At 43.7% G+C, this 19109-nt stretch carries 22 protein-coding genes; 11 read left to right on the top strand and 11 right to left on the bottom strand.

Going from position 1 to position 19109, the window contains the following annotated elements:
- Window positions 1–19 precede the first annotated feature (19 nt).
- Window positions 20–484 (top strand): low molecular weight protein-tyrosine-phosphatase, encoded by a 465-nt coding sequence (locus DOE51_RS17800; protein ID WP_142697872.1) that lies wholly within the window; start codon window positions 20–22, stop codon window positions 482–484.
- A 31-nt stretch (window positions 485–515) separates the two neighbouring features.
- Here DOE51_RS17800 and DOE51_RS17795 read toward each other — a convergent pair whose 3' ends face one another.
- On the bottom strand, window positions 516–1631 hold the full coding sequence (locus DOE51_RS17795) for a hypothetical protein (protein WP_168196491.1): 1116 nt from the start codon (window positions 1629–1631) through the stop codon (window positions 516–518).
- A 194-nt stretch (window positions 1632–1825) separates the two neighbouring features.
- Here DOE51_RS17795 and DOE51_RS17790 point away from each other — a divergent pair, with 194 nt between their 5' ends.
- A complete protein-coding gene (locus DOE51_RS17790) occupies window positions 1826–2344 on the top strand; it encodes an FBP domain-containing protein (RefSeq protein ID WP_246845173.1) in 519 nt (172 codons plus the stop codon).
- Here the strand turns inward: DOE51_RS17790 and DOE51_RS17785 are convergent.
- Window positions 2341–2667, bottom strand: a complete 327-nt coding sequence (locus DOE51_RS17785) for a helix-turn-helix domain-containing protein (protein WP_142697870.1) — start codon at window positions 2665–2667, stop codon at window positions 2341–2343. The genes DOE51_RS17790 and DOE51_RS17785 overlap by 4 nt on opposite strands.
- Before the next feature lie 125 nt (window positions 2668–2792).
- Here DOE51_RS17785 and DOE51_RS17780 point away from each other — a divergent pair, with 125 nt between their 5' ends.
- Window positions 2793–3644 carry an SDR family oxidoreductase gene (locus tag DOE51_RS17780; protein WP_142697869.1) on the top strand — a complete coding sequence of 284 codons (852 nt, stop codon included), beginning with the start codon at window positions 2793–2795 and terminating at the stop codon, window positions 3642–3644.
- Window positions 3645–3687: 43 nt separating this feature from the next.
- Here the strand turns inward: DOE51_RS17780 and DOE51_RS17775 are convergent, their stop codons facing one another.
- Window positions 3688–4461, bottom strand: a complete 774-nt coding sequence (locus DOE51_RS17775; RefSeq protein WP_142697868.1) for an exodeoxyribonuclease III — start codon at window positions 4459–4461, stop codon at window positions 3688–3690.
- Between the two features lie 143 nt (window positions 4462–4604).
- Between DOE51_RS17775 and DOE51_RS17770 the strand changes: the two genes are divergently transcribed.
- Genes DOE51_RS17770 through DOE51_RS17755 form a run of 4 tightly spaced genes read left to right on the top strand, consistent with a single transcriptional unit; the run spans window position 4605 to window position 8962 of the window.
- Window positions 4605–4838 carry a DUF2945 domain-containing protein gene (locus DOE51_RS17770; RefSeq protein ID WP_142697867.1) on the top strand — a complete coding sequence of 78 codons (234 nt, stop codon included), beginning with the start codon at window positions 4605–4607 and terminating at the stop codon, window positions 4836–4838.
- 27 nt (window positions 4839–4865) lie between these two features.
- Complete coding sequence (locus tag DOE51_RS17765; protein WP_142697866.1) at window positions 4866–5234, top strand: MGMT family protein; 369 nt, start codon at window positions 4866–4868, stop codon at window positions 5232–5234.
- 6 nt (window positions 5235–5240) lie between these two features.
- A complete protein-coding gene (locus tag DOE51_RS17760; RefSeq protein WP_142697865.1) occupies window positions 5241–6572 on the top strand; it encodes an MBL fold metallo-hydrolase in 1332 nt (443 codons plus the stop codon).
- Between the two features lie 44 nt (window positions 6573–6616).
- Complete coding sequence (locus DOE51_RS17755) at window positions 6617–8962, top strand: CHASE3 domain-containing protein (RefSeq protein ID WP_210415543.1); 2346 nt, start codon at window positions 6617–6619, stop codon at window positions 8960–8962.
- 16 nt (window positions 8963–8978) lie between these two features.
- Here the strand turns inward: DOE51_RS17755 and DOE51_RS17750 are convergent, their stop codons facing one another.
- Window positions 8979–9425 (bottom strand): MarR family winged helix-turn-helix transcriptional regulator, encoded by a 447-nt coding sequence (locus DOE51_RS17750; protein WP_142697863.1) that lies wholly within the window; start codon window positions 9423–9425, stop codon window positions 8979–8981.
- 157 nt (window positions 9426–9582) lie between these two features.
- Here DOE51_RS17750 and DOE51_RS17745 point away from each other — a divergent pair, with 157 nt between their 5' ends.
- Together DOE51_RS17745 and DOE51_RS17740 are read left to right on the top strand one after the other, a co-directional pair.
- A complete protein-coding gene (locus tag DOE51_RS17745) occupies window positions 9583–10605 on the top strand; it encodes an NmrA/HSCARG family protein (RefSeq protein ID WP_142697862.1) in 1023 nt (340 codons plus the stop codon).
- A gap of 72 nt (window positions 10606–10677) precedes the next feature.
- Window positions 10678–11418, top strand: coding sequence for a dienelactone hydrolase family protein (locus DOE51_RS17740; RefSeq protein ID WP_142697861.1), 741 nt, complete (start codon window positions 10678–10680; stop codon window positions 11416–11418).
- A 45-nt stretch (window positions 11419–11463) separates the two neighbouring features.
- On the opposite strand, the gene DOE51_RS17735 is transcribed toward DOE51_RS17740, so the two are convergent.
- From DOE51_RS17735 to DOE51_RS17725, 3 genes are read right to left on the bottom strand one after another with little or no spacing between them, the layout of a single operon-like run.
- Window positions 11464–11991 (bottom strand): SRPBCC family protein, encoded by a 528-nt coding sequence (locus DOE51_RS17735; protein WP_142697860.1) that lies wholly within the window; start codon window positions 11989–11991, stop codon window positions 11464–11466.
- A 10-nt stretch (window positions 11992–12001) separates the two neighbouring features.
- Window positions 12002–12538, bottom strand: a complete 537-nt coding sequence (locus DOE51_RS17730; protein WP_142697859.1) for an SRPBCC domain-containing protein — start codon at window positions 12536–12538, stop codon at window positions 12002–12004.
- A 6-nt stretch (window positions 12539–12544) separates the two neighbouring features.
- Window positions 12545–13027, bottom strand: coding sequence for an SRPBCC family protein (locus DOE51_RS17725; protein ID WP_142697858.1), 483 nt, complete (start codon window positions 13025–13027; stop codon window positions 12545–12547).
- Between the two features lie 214 nt (window positions 13028–13241).
- Here DOE51_RS17725 and DOE51_RS17720 point away from each other — a divergent pair, with 214 nt between their 5' ends.
- The gene (locus tag DOE51_RS17720) at window positions 13242–13796 is read left to right on the top strand and encodes a TetR/AcrR family transcriptional regulator (RefSeq protein WP_168196490.1); all 555 of its coding nucleotides are present in this window, start codon (window positions 13242–13244) and stop codon (window positions 13794–13796) included.
- On the opposite strand, the gene DOE51_RS17715 is transcribed toward DOE51_RS17720, so the two are convergent.
- On the bottom strand, window positions 13793–14377 hold the full coding sequence (locus DOE51_RS17715; RefSeq protein ID WP_168196489.1) for a TetR/AcrR family transcriptional regulator: 585 nt from the start codon (window positions 14375–14377) through the stop codon (window positions 13793–13795). The two genes, DOE51_RS17720 and DOE51_RS17715, sit on opposite strands and share 4 nt — an antisense overlap.
- Window positions 14378–14496: 119 nt before the next feature.
- On the opposite strand from DOE51_RS17715, the gene DOE51_RS17710 reads away from it, so the two are divergent.
- Window positions 14497–15291 (top strand): SDR family oxidoreductase, encoded by a 795-nt coding sequence (locus DOE51_RS17710; RefSeq protein ID WP_142697855.1) that lies wholly within the window; start codon window positions 14497–14499, stop codon window positions 15289–15291.
- On the opposite strand, the gene DOE51_RS17705 is transcribed toward DOE51_RS17710, so the two are convergent.
- From DOE51_RS17705 to DOE51_RS17695, 3 genes are all read right to left on the bottom strand, one after another.
- Window positions 15288–16328 carry a phosphatidylserine/phosphatidylglycerophosphate/cardiolipin synthase family protein gene (locus DOE51_RS17705; RefSeq protein WP_142697854.1) on the bottom strand — a complete coding sequence of 347 codons (1041 nt, stop codon included), beginning with the start codon at window positions 16326–16328 and terminating at the stop codon, window positions 15288–15290. The two genes, DOE51_RS17710 and DOE51_RS17705, sit on opposite strands and share 4 nt — an antisense overlap.
- Window positions 16329–16436: 108 nt before the next feature.
- The gene (locus DOE51_RS17700) at window positions 16437–17813 is read right to left on the bottom strand and encodes a UdgX family uracil-DNA binding protein (protein ID WP_142697853.1); all 1377 of its coding nucleotides are present in this window, start codon (window positions 17811–17813) and stop codon (window positions 16437–16439) included.
- Entirely contained in the window at window positions 17813–19090 is a 1278-nt protein-coding gene (locus tag DOE51_RS17695) for a putative DNA modification/repair radical SAM protein (protein WP_142697852.1), read from the bottom strand. The genes DOE51_RS17700 and DOE51_RS17695 overlap by 1 nt, the downstream gene beginning before the upstream one ends.
- Window positions 19091–19109 lie beyond the last annotated feature (19 nt).

The raw sequence follows: 19109 nt of genomic DNA, 5'->3' as shown, positions 1-19109 counted from the left end.
GTCTTTTATTCTTATTGCTATGAAAGATAAAAAACTTCTCTTTGTATGCCTGGGAAATATTTGTCGCTCGCCGACGGCGGAAGCTGTTGCGGTGGCGGAGTTAAAAAAGCGTGGACTGAATTGGTTCTGTGATTCTGCGGGAACTTCTGGTTATCATGATGGAGAAAAAGCGGATCCACGGAGTATTTCTCATGCAGCAAAGCGCGGGTATGACGTTACCAGCATTTCCAGAAAAGTGACGGTCGAAGACTTTAAGACATTCGATCATATCTATGCGATGGACCGATCGAACTTAGAAAATCTAAAACGCATTTGCCCACAAGAATATCTGCATAAACTGAGTGTTATCACCGATCACTGCACGATTTTTAAAGTTACTGAAGTTCCCGATCCTTATTTTGGTGGAGCGGACTTATTTGAAAGTGTGATCGATATTCTTGAAGACTCTGTTGGTAACGCAATCGAAAAGATTCAAAATTCTTAGCGCCGGTGTCTTAGCCGGCGCGGATAACATTCTATTTAATTTCTTCAAGTGCGCACGGCGGAAGGCCTGGCTCAAATCTGCCATCTTGGTTCAGCGACGTTGGATTCACGAGACCATTCACCATGTCTGTTTGCTCGAAATGAATTTTATTGCCGGCATGATGATCTAAAGTCATTCTTCCGATGATGTTGCCACCGTTGCTCGTCAAGTCGAAGATATCTCCCATGTCAGAGCTGTTGACATTGTGTGGATCTGAAGAACGATTTTCAGTAACCGTATTATTGGATAATTGAAGAACGTAACCGCTAAAGATGCCGCCTGCATTTTCTGCTGTATTGTTTTTGATTTGATTATTGACCATTCGTAAAGATCCTAAATTGAAAATGGCGCCGCCTGATTTACCGGCGCTATTGTTAACAAACGTCGTATTCTTAACATTCATGCAGCCGGCGTTATTGGCAACCGCGCCACCTTCTTTAGCGGTATTGCTGTCGAAGATGACGTTGTTAAATTTGAGATTTGTCCAAAATGAGTAGATGGCGCCGCCGCGGTACTCGGTAGAATTATTCTTAAAGATCGTGCGCTCGATCACAATTGAAGTCCAAGGCTGCTCAGTTGGATCGTTACTGCTAGTGATGGCGCCGTTCAAAGATTGGTTGTTAGAAATTTCTGAATCGTGAATTTTAACAACGTTACGTGGCCCCACTAGAAGTAAAACAGAGCCCATGGTTTGCGGAATGTAATAGCTTCGGCCGTCGACGTTCATCTGGCTATGTTCTTCGTTAACTTCAATGCTAGTTGTGTTTGCATTGGAGAAGTTCAAATTAGAAAATTCAAGGTTGAGATTACGACCGACCGCTAAGAAAATTCGATTTCTTCCCATACCATCAATCGTTGGGCGATCTTCCTTCGTACGTGCATTGGAAGTGATTGCTACACTTTTTGTTAAAAGAATTTCGCCGTCTTTAATCATAACGCGCGAAACTTTAGAATCGATTTCAACAGTGTCACCCGGTTGTGCAGAGGCCACTGCGGCACGCAAAGAACCAGCCACTGAATCTTCACCTGTAGTTACTTTCAAAACGCTCGCGAAAGCTGAAGTGCTGATAAGTAGGCTTGAAGTTAAAAGTAAATTTTGGATTTTCATAAACTCTCCCGGGATATTTGTTAGTGATGTCTTTAGGTAAAGCATCGGACGTGCCACCTATAAACAGCTCTGTACTCAAATATATGCGTTTTGAGAGCGGAAATGCCGTGATTTCGACAGGCGAATTACCGACATGCTGGTAGCTGCCGAAAGCCCGGCAGAGTGGAAGTTGGTCTCCACAAAGTCGGTAATGTATGCTTGAATTAACTATGCCGTCGCAAATCAGAAATTTTGAAACAGAGAACTTCTATACAATCCATTCTGAAAAAGAATTGATCGAAACTTTTCGACCTAGAGATCAAAAGAAATTAGTTCTGCCAGAGCGCATGGAATATCCGTTGAACATTCGTTCCTATTTTACCTGGAAAGAATCTTCTGGCGTTTACACATATCTGATTTTCAAAGGTAAAAACTGGGACATGCCTCGTGGAGTTGCGTTCAAACGCACAGCCTCTACAGGTGAACCCGTTGGTGGCTTGTGCAGCTGGTGCAATTCCTATGGCACATCAGAAGACATCGGTTTGTTGTCGGTGGCAATGAGCGCTAACGTCAGTACTTCGTATTTCATTTGCCATGACATTAGCTGCATCGAAAAGATTGAAGACATGGCGGATCGTGGTGGTAAAGACCCAGAGAAATACATCACAGATCTTTACACGCGCATGGAAAAGTTGTTTGAAAACATCAGCAACTACAAGCGCGAAGAAGATTAACCGTGCTGCTTGCCCCATTGGGCCATCACTTCTAAAACTTCGTTCAAACTTTTGCCTCTTGCGGTCAGAGAGTACTCCACTTTCGGAGGTATCTGATCGAACACTTCACGCTTAACAATGCGATCCTCTTCAAGCTCGCGCAATTGAATTGTCAAAACACGTGCTGACGGATTTCCCGATAAGCGTTGCAATTCATTAAAGCGTTTTTTGCCCGTTAATAAATTAAATACGATCATCGGTTTCCACTTTCCGCCGATGATTTCAACAATCGCCGTGACCGGGCAAGGTATCACTTTGGACTTTTGGGACTTAGCCTTAACCACTGGAAACTCCTTAGTAATATCAAAAAGTGGGGTACTAACAAAATAGTGCGTACTTACTTAATGTAAGTACCAGGAGTAGTATAGCACTAATTCGATGGTTTGTATCTTATTGCAAAGGAGAATTTATGATCGCAGTGACAGGTGCAACAGGACATTTAGGTAAATTGGTTATTAACGACCTTTTAGAGCGTGGTACGAATCCCAAAACGATCGTCGCGTTAGTTAGAGATAAAAATAAAGCTCAGGATTTAGCTGCTAAAGGAATCGAACTTCGTGTCGGTAACTATGAATCGGTTGAGTCCTTAGAAAAAGCCTTCGCCGGAGTAGATAAACTTCTTTTGATCTCGGGAAGTGAAGTTGGGAAACGCATCGAGCAACATGCCAATGCAGTTGCCGCGGCAAAAAAAGCGGGCGTTAAGTTGATCGCTTATACTAGCATCACTAAAGCTGACACGAGTAAAATGATGTTAGCGACAGAGCACTTGGCGACGGAAAAAGCGATTCAAGCTTCTGGCATTCCCTTCGTGATTCTTCGTAACGACTGGTACTTAGAAAACTACACAGGCAATTTACAAGCGACAATCGCACACGGGGTGGTTGCTGGTGCAACTAAAGGGGCGACATTTAATCCTGCATCACGCGCAGATTATGCGGCTGCGGCCGCTTCAGTTTTATTAGGGGAAGGCAAAACCAACACGATCTATGAACTGTCGGGCAAAGGATTTTCAATGCCTCAGTTTGCAGAAGAGCTTTCAAAAGTCAGTGGTAAAAAAGTCGAATACAAAGACATGCCTGCTGCCGATTACGAAAAGCTTCTTGCAAGTTTCGGTTTGCCAGCACCAGTAGCGCACATGCTTGCTGATTCTGACGAAGGGATTTCTCGTGGAGAATTGGCGATGGAGAAAAATGATCTAGAAAATCTTATTCATCGTCCATTGACGTCATTACAAGCTGTTTTGAAAAACGCACTCGCTTAAATAAAAAAACTCCCTCGATTTTGTCGGGGGAGTTTTCTTTCAGTTACTTTTTAAGAGTCAAACGAACCGGGCAGTGATCCGAGCCCATCACATCAGGACAGTGAGCTGCGGCTTTCAAACGATCCGAAGCTTCCTTATTCACAAGGAAGTAGTCTAAGCGCCAACCCACATTCTTTTCGCGAACTCCGGGGCGATAGCTCCACCATGTGTAGTGATCGGGACCTTTTTCAAATTTGCGAAAACTATCAACCCATTCGTGCTTCGTCAGGAATTGATCAAGCCACGCGCGCTCTTCAGGAAGAAAGCCTGCGTTTTTTGTATTGGTCTTTGGATTTTTAAGATCGATCTCTTTGTGGGCGATATTGAAATCACCACAAATAATAACCTCGCGACCTTTTTTACGTAAAGCTTGTAGGCGTTTTTCCGCAGCCGCACAGAACTCAAGCTTAAAAGGCAAACGCGCATGATCACGTTGCGAATTTGGGAAGTAACTGTTGATCACGGTGATAGGACCGAAATCCGCTTCCAACCAGCGACCTTCTTTATCAAACTTCGGAATTCCTAAACCAACACGAACGTCATCGGGCTCTTTTTTAGAATAAAGAGCTAATCCAGAATACCCAGCCTTTTCGGCATAGGCCCACGCGGAAGAATAGCGGGCGGGATGATAAAACGTTTCATCCTCTTTGATCGCATCTTCGCTAATTTTAATTTCTTGTAGACAGACGACATCGGCTTTTTCTTTTTCAAACCATTCGCGGAAGTTTTTACGATGGACCGAGCGCAAACCATTTACATTCCAAGAGATCAATTTCATGTCTCGACAATAGGCGGAGGCCCCAAAAAACACAAGGCCAGAACTCGGAACGCTGTGTGGCTTTCGGTCTTAAAACTCAATCTGGACGCTCGGTCCAAGATTTGGATGTCGTCGCATATAAAAAACCAATTGGAGATTCAGATATGAAAACAGCACTTAAATTTTTTAATCCCGGGGACCTGGTGCAATGGAATTGGATGGGACGCCCGGTAAAGGGCTTCGTTAAAAAAGTTTACGTTAAGCCCATTGAACGGGAATTTCGTGGCACTTTATTTAAACGAAATGGTTCACCAGAAAGGCCCGCTTATCTTGTTAGGTCGCAAGCGGGCAGCGATGTTTTAAAATCCCACACCGAGTTGACGAAAGCCCGTGCCTAAATCGTGAGGTTGAGTTAGTTTCAACTCATGAGCGAACAATCCGCCTTTTCGAAAAAAGTCATTGAGCTTATTCAACAGGTTCCCAAGGGAAAAGTTGCAACCTATGGACAGATCGCGAAACTTGCAGGAAAACCGCAGGGCTCACGGGGCGTCTCGTGGATTTTGCATTCTTCTTCAAAAGCACACAATCTGCCGTGGCATCGTATTTTAAATGCGAAAGGTAAGATTTCTTTTCCCGAAGGCACAAGTGAATTTAAGCAGCAAAAGAAACTTTTAGAAAAAGAGGGTGTTGAATTCGACGGCGATAACGAAATCGATATGAGCGAATTTCAGTGGACGAAGCAGCCCTCCAAGAAAAAGGCAGCTACAAAATCGCCACGGATGTTTTCCGAGTAGAATGCGATGTTAAAGATCTCACGCATTCTGCACGCAGGCTATGTTTTCGAAAGCGGAGCAACCACGATTGCGTGCGATCCGCTATTTGAGAATCCATTTAGCCGTAATTGTTATGCGTTTCCTGAGGTGCGCTTTGTCCATGAAGAAATAAAACGGCTTAAGTTCGATGCCGTTTTTATTTCGCATTATCATGACGATCACTGCTCGATGGAAAGTTTGAATTACCTGGATCGGTCGACACCGATTTATATGTTCTGCCTTTTTGAAGAGATGTTCACTTTGATCAAGCAATTAGGATTTACGAATGTCTATCCTTTGACTTTGAATCAGGCGGTGACCATTGGGGATATCACGGTCACACCACGGAAAGCTTTAGATGAAGATGTCGATTCGATGTTTCATGTACAAGCGGGTGGTTTGAATGTTCTGAACGTGGTTGATTCATGGATTGATTACGACACTGTCCATACGTTGGGCCAATATAAGTGGGATCTTATCATGTGGCCGTTTCAAACGATGCGCGAAGTGGAAGTGATTGCTCCGAAACACGCAAATCCCGCGGTCTTGTCATTGCCACCGGAGTGGTTGGAACAACTTCAAGAATTGAGACCTAAATATCTTGTTCCAAGTTCTTGTCAGTTCCGTTTCGAAATATGGTCTTGGTATAACAATGCCTTTTTTCCAATTTCCTATAAGCAGTTCTCGACAGAGATAAAGGAAAATCTTCCAAATACTTTCGTGACTCCGATAATGCCGGGAAGAACTTTCGTTTTAAGCAAAGACGGCTTCGTTGAATCAGGAAAACTTTCTTGGGTTCAAGCTAGTGGTGAGCAAAATGTTGATTACGAGTTTAAGGCAGGCCTTATTCCACCTGCGACGGCAGAAATAGCTCGTTACTTTCCAGCATTGTCTGTTGAACAAATGCAAAGAGTGATGACCTTTTGCCAAGAAGAAATCATTTCTCGCCATTTGGAATTGGGTGCTTCCGATGATGAATACTGGCAAGTGCCGCGCCGATGGAAATTATCATTATATGATTCGATGGGTGTCGCGACTGAGTTTAATTTCTTGATTGATGGCGATGAAATGAAACCTGTCGTCGAAATTAATAATCCCGAATGGACGACCGAAGTGCCATTTACTCGTGTTTATGGTGCCCTTGAAAATGGAGAGTCGTTGACCTCGATGTATGTGCGTGTGAACGATGGCGTACCGCCAAATGCGGAAATTGCTGAGGCGAATGTGGTCGATGATCCGCTGTTAAGAGCTTTATACAATGGAGCTTTCGGCAGCTATCAGAAAGCGCAAATGCGAGTTATTAAGAAGGAACTTGGATGACTATAGCGAACAGATTCGTAAGGCGTCTTGCGGTTTATCTGACCGTGAGTACAATCACAATTATTGGTATCGGTATTTTCCAGCAAAAAAGCTTGCGCGAGATTTTAAGAATCAGCAACTTGCGCTCTGAAGCCCGTGATAACGCTTACCAAATTAGCAACTTAGAAAACTTCCTTACCGATGCAGAGACGGGGCAACGCGGTTATCTTTTAACCGGCAATGAAACTTATCTAAATCCATATAAAGAAGCGGTCGAAAAAATTCCTGGCGCCTTTAGAGAGCTTGAATCTCGTTTCACTGATCAGAAAATTTCAACCGAAGAAATTAAACGTGTCGAACAGCTCATGAACAAAAAAATGGAAGAGCTTGCGACAACCATTGAGCTTAAGAAAAAAGGTAAGTCTGCTGAAGCTTTGAAACTAGTCAGCACTGGTGACGGACAAGCCTACATGTGGGAGCTGCGTAACCTGTTGCAGTCACTGGTCGACGAACAATTTAGGGCTGTCACTGATCGCGACACATGGATGGAAAACATTGTGGCGCGTGGGGCTTCGGTATTGTTCCTTGGAAGTATCGTTGAAATAGGTTTTATCTTATTTCTATTTTTCCTTCTGTACCGCAATCAAAAGAAGCGCACTTCAATTTTGCGATCATTAAGTGAAGCAAATGCCTCTTTAGAAAACCAGGGCAAAATTTCCGCGCAAGTTATAGCAATTCAAAATGAAATTGGTTCAGCGGAAGCTCTTGATTCGAAATCCATAATGGATTTGGTTGTTAAGTTATCGGCCCGCCTAACAGGGGCCGACGGCGCGATCATTGAGATTGAAGAAGGTGATGATCTTGTCTATCACCACGTATATGGTGCCGCCACCCCGTTCTTAGGCTTACATATCGCCAAAGTGGGAAGCTTTTCTGGTCTGTGCCTAGAAAAAAATGAAGCCCTAAATTGTGAAGAGTCTGAAGAAGATCCACGCGTCAACATTGAGGCATGTCGTAAAGTGAACGTCCGCTCGATGATTGTGGTTCCGCTGATGCATCACGGAAGAACAATTGGCGTTCTGAAAAACTATTCTTCAAAACCGTATTTCTTTCCTGAAGAAATGTTGAATGCTTTGAAGATTATCACAGGCTTCTTGTCGGGTGAGTTAGCGCGCGCCCAAGAATTTACTGAAAAAGTTAAATTGATCAAAGAGCTTGAACAGGCCCAGGCTGAGCTGAGGGTTTCATCGGAAAAAGCCAACAAAGCAACGCAAGCGAAGTCACGATTTTTGGCTAATATGTCGCATGAAATTCGCACTCCGCTGAATGGTATTCTTGGTATGACAGGTTTGCTACTTGATGGCCACTTGGAGTCAGAGCAACGTGAATACGGTAATGCGATTAAGACATCTGCTGACTCGCTTTTGACTTTGGTGAACGACGTTTTGGATTTCTCGAAAATCGAGTCAGGTCATTTGACGTTTGAACAAGTAAACTTTGATGTTGTCAGCACTTTACAAGATATTCAGAAGTCATTCATTTACTCTGCAAAACAAAAGGACATTAAATTGTCTTTGTCGATCGCGCCGAACTTTCCTGCGTCGGTGAAAGGGGATCCGGGTCGTATTCGTCAGATCTTTGTGAATTTGATCGGTAATGCTTTGAAATTCACAAGTGAAGGTTCCGTGCAAATTAAGGCTTCATGTTTGGCTCAAGATGCCAAAGCTGTACACTTAAAATTTGAAATTATCGACACCGGCATTGGTATTTCGAAAGAGTCGATCGATTCTTTATTTCAAGAGTTTGTCCAAGCTGACGTATCTACAACACGCAAATATGGCGGCACGGGACTTGGTTTGTCGATTAGTAAACGTCTTGCAGAATTGATGTCAGGTGAAATGGGCGTTGTCTCTGAGATCGGTAAAGGATCTAATTTCTGGTTCACAGTTTGTCTACAACCGGGCCAAACTGAAATCGTTCAGACCGAAGTAACGTCTTCACAAGAACAATTCCCAGAGCGTGAAAAACCTTGGCGCATTCTGATCGCCGAAGATAATCAGATCAATCAAGTTATCATTACAAAGATACTTGAGCATTTAGGTTTACGCTGTGATATCGCTGCCAATGGCAAAGAAGTTATCGAAGCTTTAAACAGTCGCCCTTATGATGTCATTTTAATGGATTGTCATATGCCTGAGATGGATGGTTATGAAGCCACTCATTTCATCCGTACAAGTGCGACCATTGTTAATAATAAAATTCCGATCATCGCAATGACTGCAAACGCTATGAAAGAAGATCGTGACAAAACTTTGGCAAGTGGGATGGATGACTTTATTTCGAAGCCTCTTGATAAGAAAAAAGTGCGTGCGATTCTTCTGAAATGGCTTAAGCATGTAGCCGCAGTTTAAAAGCTGCGGCTTATAGTTAATTGTGTTCTACAACTTTCGAAAAAAGCACATTCATTGCATCAAGTCCGTCGCTATCGAATTCTTTTTGAATAGTCTTTTGCGCTTTTTTCCAACCTACCAAACATTTTTCGTAAAGGCTTTCGCCAGCTTTAGTGATCTCTACTTGCAAACCGCGCCCAGCGCCTTCGATGTGCACCCAACCAGCGTCCTCTAACAACTTCAGGTTGCGCGACAGGGTTGAGCGCTCTAAGCGAATCGCGCTCCCAATACGTGCTGGAGAAATAGGGCCCGCTTGAATAATGACAGTCAAGACGTTCAACTGACTGAGGGTCAAATTGTACGGCGCAAGCTCTGCATCATAGATAGCGTTCACAATGCGATTAAGCATGCGCAGTTTAAAGCCAGCACAGCCTTTTTGCACTTCGCGCGCCTGTTTTTTTAATGAAGTGTTCTCGGGTCTCATAATAAAACCTTATCACTGTTGTATATGCAACACAAGGCCTGTAAACGTTCTAGAGCGATAAAACGTCCAGTGACCTATACAAATAGGGCTTTTATGTTGTATATACAACATAAGGATGTGACGCAAAGACGTCTTATTTCAATAAGGAGTTCAATTTATGGTTAAGAAGATCCTGGTCATCGGGGCTACAGGAGCGCAAGGTTCGGCAGTTGTTAGGGCCTTAGCACACGATAAAAAATATGAAGTGGTCATCTTTACGCGCAATCCGTCTTCAGAACATGCGCAGGAACTATTAAGCCTTCCAGGTGTCTCTGCATTTCAAGGGAACACGCTGAACGAAAAAGATATTTATGCGGCCTTCAGACAGGTCGATGGTGTCTATTGCAATCTTGATGGCTTTGCGATTGGTGAAATCAATGAAACTTATTGGGGCATCAGGACTTTTGAAATCGCCATCGAAACTGGCATCAAACATTATGTGTGGGGCAGTCTTGATTATTTAGTTAAAAAGGGCGGTTACAATTCAAAATATCGCTGCGGGCACTATGATGCAAAGGGGCGCGTTGCTGATTTTATTTTGCAGAATAAAACAAAGGCGATGAAAGTTTCTGTTCTGACATCGGGCCCGTATATGGAAATGTTATTTGACGGTGTATTTGTGCCGAAGGTGCAAGAAGATGGCACTCTTGTTTACGCGCATCCGATTGGCAAGGGACACGTGCCGATGGTGCATTTGGAAGATATCGGTAAATATGCGCGCTGGATCTTCGATCACCCGCAAAAATCAGACGGTCTTGATTTAGAGGTCGCGACAGAACATGTCGATTGGAAAAATCTCGTCGATTGTGTTCAACGAGTCACAGGGAAAAAGGCTGTGTTTATTGACTTAAGTTTGCAGGAGTTTTTTGCGAAATCTCCAATGCCAGAAAATGCACCGGCGGCCTGGGCACAAACATCCGACGCTAAAGTGACGACGGGACAAACTTATTGGGAGAATTTTTCAGGCTGGTGGTCCGCATGGCATGATGACATTGTGACTCGTGATTACGAAATGCTGGATAAAATTTTGCCAGATCGTGTGCGCTCTCTGGAAGAGTGGATGCGTAAGGTTAAATACGATGGTGCGTTTCGTTCGGTTTTAAAGGACTTGATTGACCGAAGAAAAGCGGGCACTCGTTAATAATTAGCAAGCCTGACTAAGCACATCTCAGTGCACCGTGCAGTTCTCTTTTGTGAGGAGTAACATGAGCTCATGAATAAAAAACTTATTGAACTGAAAACACCAGAAGGCATTTGCGATACTTACATTTCTTTTCCAGAGGGGAAAAAGAATCTTCCCATCGTGTTGTTGTATATGGATGCGGTGGGTTTGCGCCAACGCATTTACGACATGGCTGATCATATCGCGGAAGCGGGTTACTTCGTGATGGCGCCGAATATTTTTTATCGTACAAAGCGCGTACCGATCGCAGATTACTCTATTTTACCAGCGGGCTTCCCGGAAGTAATCAAAGAGGTTATTGCCATCGCTCATCAGCATCACGTTGATATGGGTAAAAGGGATGTTCAATACTATTTAGATTTCGCGAAAGCACAACCGAACGTGGATTCGAGCAAAATCGGAGCGGTTGGTTACTGCATGGGCGGAGGACTTGCAATTCGTGCGGCAGGAAATTATCCAGAAGAATTCAAAGCGGTAGCAAGTTTCCATGCGGGGGGCTTATGCACAGATCAAGAAACGAGCCCGCACCGTTATTTCCCAAAAATGAAAGCGGAAGTATACATCGGTCACGCCGACCATGATAAATCAATGCCAGCAGAACAAATCACAGCACTTGAAGAAGTTCTGAAGCATGTGAACTTTAAAAATCACTCGATCTTATACAAAGACTGTCATCACGGCTGGACAATGAAAGATCTGCCAGCCTACAACGCGGCCGGCGAGAAAAAACACTTCACCGACCTGCTAGCTCTTTTTAAACGCAACCTTTAAAAGGCGCCGAAAAAGTGTCTGGCACTTTTTCGGGTCTACAGCGCGTTAGCGTTCGACAACTTCTTTTAGGTTTTTGATTCCTTGATTCATTTGATCACCGATCATTTTATCGCAATCGATAAAGACGGTGATCATTTTGCCAAAGAAACCGTTTTCGCCGGACATTGACCATGTAAGTTTTGTGCCTGTGCCTTCTGGAGTCAGACGGTATTCGATCAAATTATCTGCCGGGAATGGCTTTACCATAATAAGTCGCATGTCCACTTCTGTGCTTGGAGTAATTTTCAAAATCTCCAATTTGCCAGAGCCAGCGTCTTTATTGCCATCGAACTCCATCACTGTTCCCACTTTACCGTCGTCGCCGATCACTTTCATTTTCATGTTGGGATCGATACGTTCGAAAGGTGACCACGCATGACCGCCTTGGAAAGTGCTTAAGTACGGAAAGATTTTCTCCGCGGGAGCATTGATCACACCGCTGCGTTCATAATGAAAGTGCGGAGCACGAGTTGCGATGAACACAATAAAAATCACAAGCAATGCGACAACAACCAGTCCAACTATTTTAATCATGTCTTTACCTCTACTTCACAAGGAGTTCGAATTTATCCATCTGCTGCTGCCAGCCCATCTTTGCCAAAATGTACATAAGAGCTGGAATACCATCTTCTTGAACAGTCACTTCAGTTTTGCCACCAACATCTTTGAAAGTCACTGTGACATTAACCGCATCGGGCCAGTGACCTGGCGCTTTCACTTCAGAACCGGGAATGAGGTTTCCGTTTTCATCTGCGAATGAAAGAGTGGCCGCGATTTTTTCTTTTGGAATAATTTGCGTGTACTTACCCGCATTATAAAAAGTCTCACCGCTTGGTGAGCGCATTGCGAATAAAAATGATCCGCCCTCACGGAAGTCATTTTCAATTTTGGGAGCAGTGTAATTTTTTGGTCCCCAGTACTGTTTAATCGATTCCGTGTCATTCCAACGCGTCCACACCGTTTCAAGTGGTGCATTAAAAGTGCGACTGACGACAACTGTTTTAGTCATGCGTCCTGTGATAGCAATGACCAGAAAAATCACGACAGAGATACTGATGATAGTAATGAATGCGGTCTTCATCTTGGCCTACTTGCTTTTCATAACTTCAACAAGTTGCTCGGCGCACGTCGACCAGCCTTGTAGGAATCCCATGTCCTCATGCTTTTTTCTGTCTTCAGCATTTCTATGGCGAGCGATAGCTTTATATTTAGTTCCTTGTGGATGATCTTCAAGAATCAAAACAGCCGTCATGAAGCTGTTTTCAGAAGGGCGGTAGCCTTCCAATAAGGCGTCTGTCCACACAAGACGATGATTTTCGACAACTTCAAGGAAGCAACCGACATTTGGATAATTTTCTCCTTCAGGTGATTGCATGTTCGTGAAGAAATGACCGCCAGGATAAAGATTGATTTTTGCTTCTGTTGTTTTCCATGGCTTAGGACAAAACCATTGCACTAAAATTTCTGGAGTCGTCCACGCTTTCCAAACCTTTTCCTTTGGAAGGGGAAGAATCTTTTCAAGCACTAGATCTAATTCGGGATTGATAGGTGCATCTTGAGGTTTAAGCATGGTTACTCCTAAGTTTAATAAGGTGTTCTTAACATACTATACGGTATGTTAAATTTGAAACTCAATAGAAAAATGAAGGATTTTATGATATTAATGTAGTAATTATAAGATACCGCACGGTATGTGTTGCCGCAAATTAAGACATGGGATGGGTAAGACAATGGAAAGACTGCAAAAAAGAGATGCCGAGAAAACAAGGAAGCATATTCTTGAGGTGTCTTTTCTTGAGATTTATCAGAACAGCTTTCAAGGTGTTAGCGTTGATCAGATCGTAAAAAAGACGAAGATGACGAAAGGTGCGTTCTTTCATCACTTTCCTACGAAGAATGCTCTTGGTTACGCTTATGCAGATGAATTACTGCGCGAGATGATGATGGACCGTTGGATTAAACCTTTGCGTGCATATAAAGATCCGGTGCAGGGAATTCTTCACTGCTTTAAAAAGAATATCGTTGAAATCCCCGAAGAGTTTTTGGGTTGCGGTTGTCCGCTAAATAATCTTTGCCAGGAAATGTCGACAGTCGATCCAAAGTTTCGCGAGATCTTAAGTTCGGTTATGAATATGTGGATCGATGGGACGCGCGAACATCTTGAGCGCGGCAAACAAGAAGGCCATCTTCACAAGAATCTTAATGCCTCTCAGATGGCCCAGTATATCGTTACAGCACAAGAGGGAGCCTACGGTATGGGCAAGACTTTAAGAGATAGAAAAGTCCTGCAATCTCTGCATGCCGCTTTGAAAGAGCATCTCGAGCCTTACCGCATCTAGTGAAGCGCTTGTTCCAATAAAGACTTCGCGACACCTTTTGCGAGTTGCGCGATTTCGGGGTTGCCTTCTGTTTGGCCTCCGACGACAGCTCCTTGGAATAAGATGTGAATCTGCTTTGCAACTTTTTTGGCATCATGGCAGTGAGCCGCTTTGCAAAGGTCATAAATTAATTCATAAAATGCAGAAAAATGCAGAGAGCTTTGTCCCTCAATCGCGTCATGCTTATGTGCATATTCCATCTTCGCATTGATAGCCAAGCAGCCATTAGGATTTCTAGTCGCAACCATTTCACTGAGCCAATCAAAGAGCGCCAAGATTTTTTTTGCAGGAGAAGAATGGTCTGCAAGGTAAGTCTCTAAAGCCTTGAACTGCAAATTGCTATAATGCTCGATAACGGCTTGGATTAATTCCTCTTTAGAAGCGAAATACTTATACAAAGTACGCTTCGAGATCCCGGTCCCGTCTAAGAGCGAGTCCACGCCAGCAGCATGAAATCCTTCTTTGTAAAAAACCTCATAGGCCTTTTGTATGATGGCCTGGCGTTTATCTAAGTTATCGGAATTATTAGTATTTGTATCCATATGAAACATTTTAACCCAAGTCCTTGACGAAGTAAACTGTTTAGTTTACCTTCGATCTTGTGATGTAAACAGATCGGTTTACATAAAAGAGTATTTAAAACCAATATAAGGATGATTTTATGAGCAATAAAAACGGAACAGCAGTTGTAACAGGAGCTTCTTCAGGTATCGGTGCCATTTACGCAGATCGTTTGGCGAAACGTGGCTATAATTTGCTTTTAGTAGCACGCGATGAAGAGCGCATGAAAAAACTCGCAAGCAAATTGACAGCTTCTTATGGAATTGAAGTTGAAATTCTTCGTGCTGATTTAACAAAACACACGGATGTTGTGAAATTGGAAGAGCGTTTAAAAACCGACGCTGCGATTTCGATGCTGGTCAATAATGCAGGTATGGCTTCAGCGGGTCCCATCGCCGCAGCCAATGCAGATACTTTAGAAAATTTAATTAATCTGAATATCACGGCATTAACACGTTTAACGGTTGCAGTTGTGCCAAGCTTCGTAGCCCGTAAAGCGGGCACGATCATCAACATCGCATCTGTTGTGGCGCTAAATCCAGAGTTGATTGGTGCGGCATACAGCGGTAGCAAAGCCTACGTTTTGAATTTCACACAAGCGCTGCAAGCCGAAGTGAAAGATTCAGGTGTGCGAGTGCAAGCGGTTCTTCCTGGGGCAACAAGCACAGAGCTTTGGGATCGTTCCGGTTTCCCACTCAGCCACTTGCCTTCAGAAATGGTGATGTCAGCAGAAGACATGGTCGATGCCGCTCTTGTTGGTCTTGATAAAAATGAACAGATCACGATTCCGTCTTTGCCAGAAGAAAAAGATTGGCAAAACTTTATCAGTGCTCGCCAAGCTTTGGGCCCAAATCTTTCGCGCTCACAACCAGCGGCTCGCTATAAATTAAATTAATGTTTTAGATGCGGGGCTGAAAGGCCCCGTTTCTTTTCTTCCTTCAACGTCTGTGCAAGATGTTGACTTAACTTTTTGGCCAGAACCGCATCGTGCAAGTGAATATAAATTTGCGGATGAGTTTTAACGTCTTCTACCAACCAGTTGCCAGTACCGAGCATAACTTCCTTACGATCCTTCACGATAAATTTAGAATGAGTGAAAAGGTGACTGGGCCCGAAATGCAAATCGCTGATTCCGGCTTGAAGAAGTCGATTTGCGGTATCACGAGTACGGCGCACGTACCAAATCCCAAAGCTATTGTGCTGATGAATAAAACCTGTGATTTTCACGCCACGTTCATGCGCACGAATCAAAGCCTCTTCAATTTCTGTGTGAATAAAGAAGTAAATTGAAAATTCTAAACGCATCTTCGCGGTGTCGATGAGGTTCACTAAAACATCTTTGAAACCACCATCCGCAATCATCGGGGGATCAAGAATGATCCCGCCATGTTTACCACCTTTCCATAAGTGCATAAAGTAAGCGTCGAAACCAGAAGCAGCCTTCGGATCGTCTAAAAGCAAATTTGTCTCGTGATTTTTTGTGATCGATTGTTGCGTCAGATTTGTAGAGCCAAACAACACGTAACGGCCATCAATACAAAATCCTTTTGCATGAGTGGAGCCGTAACGGACTTCAATGCCGGCCTTTTTTAAGAAGTTTGCAGTCACGCGATTGCGATCCGCCGTTTCACGACGACCTTCAATGAACAGACGAATTTTAATTTTATCGCCGTGTTTTTCTTTAATCTGAGCTAGCTTTTCCGCAATTTTATAAGGCGCAGTCTTCGTTGCTAGCACACCCTTGACACTTCCGATCGCAAATGAAAATTGCAAAATATCGATCGTCTTTTTTGCTTTAGATAGAAGTTTTAGCAAAGCCGGCAAAAAGTTTTCGTTAGTAATGAGTTCGGTCTTACTCGCGATTGATTTTTTGGTCGCTTTTTTGCGAGTAGCAGGTCTACGTTCTTTTAAAGGAACGGTTTCTGTGCGCATATTCTTCCCCTAAGAATAGAATAAAATAGGCGCGCAGAAGGACGGTCGAGAAGATGTCTGTACTGTAGTAAAACATGGTGAATAATGTCAGATGTGTTACATCAACACTTAGCTTTTCGTCGCAGCCAACGCGCTTTGAATATCGCTCACAAGATCATTAAAGCGCAATGAGGCTTCGTCACTGTTCGTGGCGCGTAAAATCGCGGACGGGTGCCATGAAATCAAAAGTGTTTTAGCGTAAGCACTATCGGTACGAACTTTGCCACGTTCTTTTTGAATTTGCACCAAGCGACCATACAAAGCTATGCCTGCAGTCGCACCCAAAGCCAAGATCACTTTAGGTTTTACCAATTCAATTTCTTTTTCAAGCCACGGCTTACACGCATGCATCTCTGATCCGGAAGCTTTTTTGTGAATACGTGCTTTGCCACCACCAGCACTGGCATTTGCAGGTGTCCACTTAAAATGTTTAACAGCGTTAGTGAGGTAAATAGATTCGCGCGCAACGCCTGCTTTTTCTAGAGCTTGCGCCAGAACTTGACCCGCAGGCCCCACGAAGGCGCTACCAGACAAATCTTCTTCATCGCCGGGTTGTTCGCCGACGATCATTAATTCCGCATGCAAATTGCCTTCACCAAAAACAGTTTGTGTTGCTTGACTCGCAAGCGGACAAGCATTGCAAGAAAGAGCCGATTTTTTGACTTCACTCCAATCAAAAGTATCAGGCACCTGCGCTAAAAACTTTTCAGTCTGCGACATATTCTGCAAACGTTGGGGCGTTTCGCGAATAAGTTCGTGAATGATTTCCGCTTCAGGAAGACTGGACCAATATTTTGGCGACATTTCCTGCTTCATCATTTTAATTTTCAGACGGGCGGGATTATAGATCGAGCGATAATATGTTTTCCAAACTTCATCGAATGGATCATCATGTTCGAAATCACTTTGGCTCATGCCTTCTGAAAAAGATAAAGTTTCCATATTCCAGTGGGCGGAACCATCCGGAGTAAAAATAGACCAAGGCTTATCACCAAAACGACGTACGAAAAAAGGCGTCGCAAGTTTCACTATATAATGTTCGGCCTTATGCCACGCCACGTAGGTTTCTTGGCCATCAATCACTGCCTTTTTAAAGCGCACGAAGGCATGCATCTTATGAATGTCTTTGCTGACGGACTTGGCAAGCAGTTGGGCTTTATGCACATCTTCGTCCACAACGACATTTAATAATTTTGCATTCTCGTGATTCAAACGGAAAATCAAACGATATAACAAAGCCCAGCGCTGCGGATCGCGAGCACAGGCAACCAATGCTGCAAGCTCCATGAATTCTTTAGGAACCTTTGGTGATGGCAGAGGTTTTAATTCTGAATCAGCAATTGTGAAAAAAGATTGTGTCAGTTCCCACGAAGTTAAGTGAGGTGGAACGCCCTTTTGTAACAACGAGCGTGCCTCGATTCGCCATGTTTCAAAATCCAGTTCCATCAAATTTCTCCAGAGACGGCTGTCTGTTTTATATCAAACAGTGACAACTGAGTGCTTTCTGGGGCGATGTTCTTTTTCAAGTGCTGTGAGTCTAATAAAAACACATCAGGATTATGATCAGAAGTAATTACGAAATACTTCGTTCGTTTCAGTGGCACACGAAGTTTCCCTAAATCCAACAGAGAGATCTTACGATGAGGTCGCATCTGTAAAATACGCTCGACATTGCGAACACCAAGGCCGGGCACGCGCAAAAGCTGTTCGCGTGCCGCAGAATTCACGTCGACCGGAAAATACTGACGATTGCGTAACGCCCACGCCGATTTCGGGTCCATATCCAGTGGCAAATCAGGATTTTCATCATTCACAAGTTCTTGCGCTTCAAAGTTATAAAAACGTAAAAGCCAATCGGCTTGATACAGACGATTTTCACGAACTAATTGCGGTTGCTCCGTTGGTAATAACACATCCGAATGAGGAATCGGGCTGTAAGCTGAATAATAAACACGACGTAAAGCATATTTTCTATAAAGACTTTGTGAGGAATTTAAGATCAAAGAATCCGTGCTGCCAGTCGCGCCTACGATCATTTGTGTCGTTTGACCCGCAGGTGCGAACTTGGGGGCGCGGAAGCGGAAAGATTTTTTCTGTTCCTCTTTGGCTTCACTAACTTTTTCGGCAATTTGATTCATCGAAGTCGTGGCAGACTCAATCGTTTTAGCTGGAGCTAAAATATCCAAATCTTTTTGCACGGGCATTTCAACATTTGCACTGACACGATCGGCCCATAAGCCGGCCTCTTCGATGAGCTCTTGTGAAGAGCCCGCAACGACTTTCAAATGAATGTATCCATTAAAACGATGCACTTGGCGCAAAGTCTTTGCGACCTGGATTAATTTTTCCATCGTCGCATCAGAACTTTCAATAATGCCCGAACTTAAAAACAAACCTTCAATATAATTGCGGCGATAGAATTCTAATGTCAGCGTGACAATTTCGTCTGGTGAAAACTTCGCTCGTTTCACATCGCTCGACACGCGGTTGACGCAGTATTTGCAATCGAAAATGCAAAAGTTCGTCATAAGAATTTTAAGCAAGCTGATGCAGCGACCATCTGGTGCATAGCTATGGCAAATTCCCATGCCCTCGACGTTTCCCATGCCTTTGGCATCACGTTTTCGGTGCGAACCACTGCTAGAGCACGAAGCATCGTACTTTGCTGCATCGGCAAGGATCGAAAGTTTGGACTTTATTAAATTCCAGTCGGGAAGACTCATGAATTTACATATAACTTAC

Source organism: Bdellovibrio sp. NC01, from assembly GCF_006874625.1.
In the GTDB taxonomy this organism is placed as follows: Bacteria; Bdellovibrionota; Bdellovibrionia; order Bdellovibrionales; family Bdellovibrionaceae; genus Bdellovibrio.
This window is presented reverse-complemented; position numbering and strand designations above follow the sequence as displayed.

Bases quoted from the DNA above. Each gene is read 5' to 3' on its own strand.
- DOE51_RS17800 (WP_142697872.1), top strand. From the start codon at position 20: ATGAAAGATAAAAAACTTCTCTTTGTATGCCTGGGAAATATTTGTCGC.
- DOE51_RS17770 (WP_142697867.1), top strand. From the start codon at position 4,605: ATGAAAACAGCACTTAAATTTTTTAATCCCGGGGACCTGGTGCAATGG.
- DOE51_RS17695 (WP_142697852.1), bottom strand. From the start codon at position 19,090: ATGAGTCTTCCCGACTGGAATTTAATAAAGTCCAAACTTTCGATCCTT.
- DOE51_RS17715 (WP_168196489.1), bottom strand. From the start codon at position 14,377: ATGGATACAAATACTAATAATTCCGATAACTTAGATAAACGCCAGGCC.
- DOE51_RS17710 (WP_142697855.1), top strand. From the start codon at position 14,497: ATGAGCAATAAAAACGGAACAGCAGTTGTAACAGGAGCTTCTTCAGGT.
- DOE51_RS17790 (WP_246845173.1), top strand. From the start codon at position 1,826: ATGCTTGAATTAACTATGCCGTCGCAAATCAGAAATTTTGAAACAGAG.
- DOE51_RS17795 (WP_168196491.1), bottom strand. From the start codon at position 1,631: ATGAAAATCCAAAATTTACTTTTAACTTCAAGCCTACTTATCAGCACT.
- DOE51_RS17735 (WP_142697860.1), bottom strand. From the start codon at position 11,991: ATGATTAAAATAGTTGGACTGGTTGTTGTCGCATTGCTTGTGATTTTT.
- DOE51_RS17740 (WP_142697861.1), top strand. From the start codon at position 10,678: ATGAATAAAAAACTTATTGAACTGAAAACACCAGAAGGCATTTGCGAT.
- DOE51_RS17765 (WP_142697866.1), top strand. From the start codon at position 4,866: ATGAGCGAACAATCCGCCTTTTCGAAAAAAGTCATTGAGCTTATTCAA.
- DOE51_RS17725 (WP_142697858.1), bottom strand. From the start codon at position 13,027: ATGCTTAAACCTCAAGATGCACCTATCAATCCCGAATTAGATCTAGTG.
- DOE51_RS17745 (WP_142697862.1), top strand. From the start codon at position 9,583: ATGGTTAAGAAGATCCTGGTCATCGGGGCTACAGGAGCGCAAGGTTCG.
- DOE51_RS17780 (WP_142697869.1), top strand. From the start codon at position 2,793: ATGATCGCAGTGACAGGTGCAACAGGACATTTAGGTAAATTGGTTATT.
- DOE51_RS17760 (WP_142697865.1), top strand. From the start codon at position 5,241: ATGTTAAAGATCTCACGCATTCTGCACGCAGGCTATGTTTTCGAAAGC.
- DOE51_RS17775 (WP_142697868.1), bottom strand. From the start codon at position 4,461: ATGAAATTGATCTCTTGGAATGTAAATGGTTTGCGCTCGGTCCATCGT.
- DOE51_RS17750 (WP_142697863.1), bottom strand. From the start codon at position 9,425: ATGAGACCCGAGAACACTTCATTAAAAAAACAGGCGCGCGAAGTGCAA.
- DOE51_RS17705 (WP_142697854.1), bottom strand. From the start codon at position 16,328: ATGCGCACAGAAACCGTTCCTTTAAAAGAACGTAGACCTGCTACTCGC.
- DOE51_RS17700 (WP_142697853.1), bottom strand. From the start codon at position 17,813: ATGGAACTGGATTTTGAAACATGGCGAATCGAGGCACGCTCGTTGTTA.
- DOE51_RS17730 (WP_142697859.1), bottom strand. From the start codon at position 12,538: ATGAAGACCGCATTCATTACTATCATCAGTATCTCTGTCGTGATTTTT.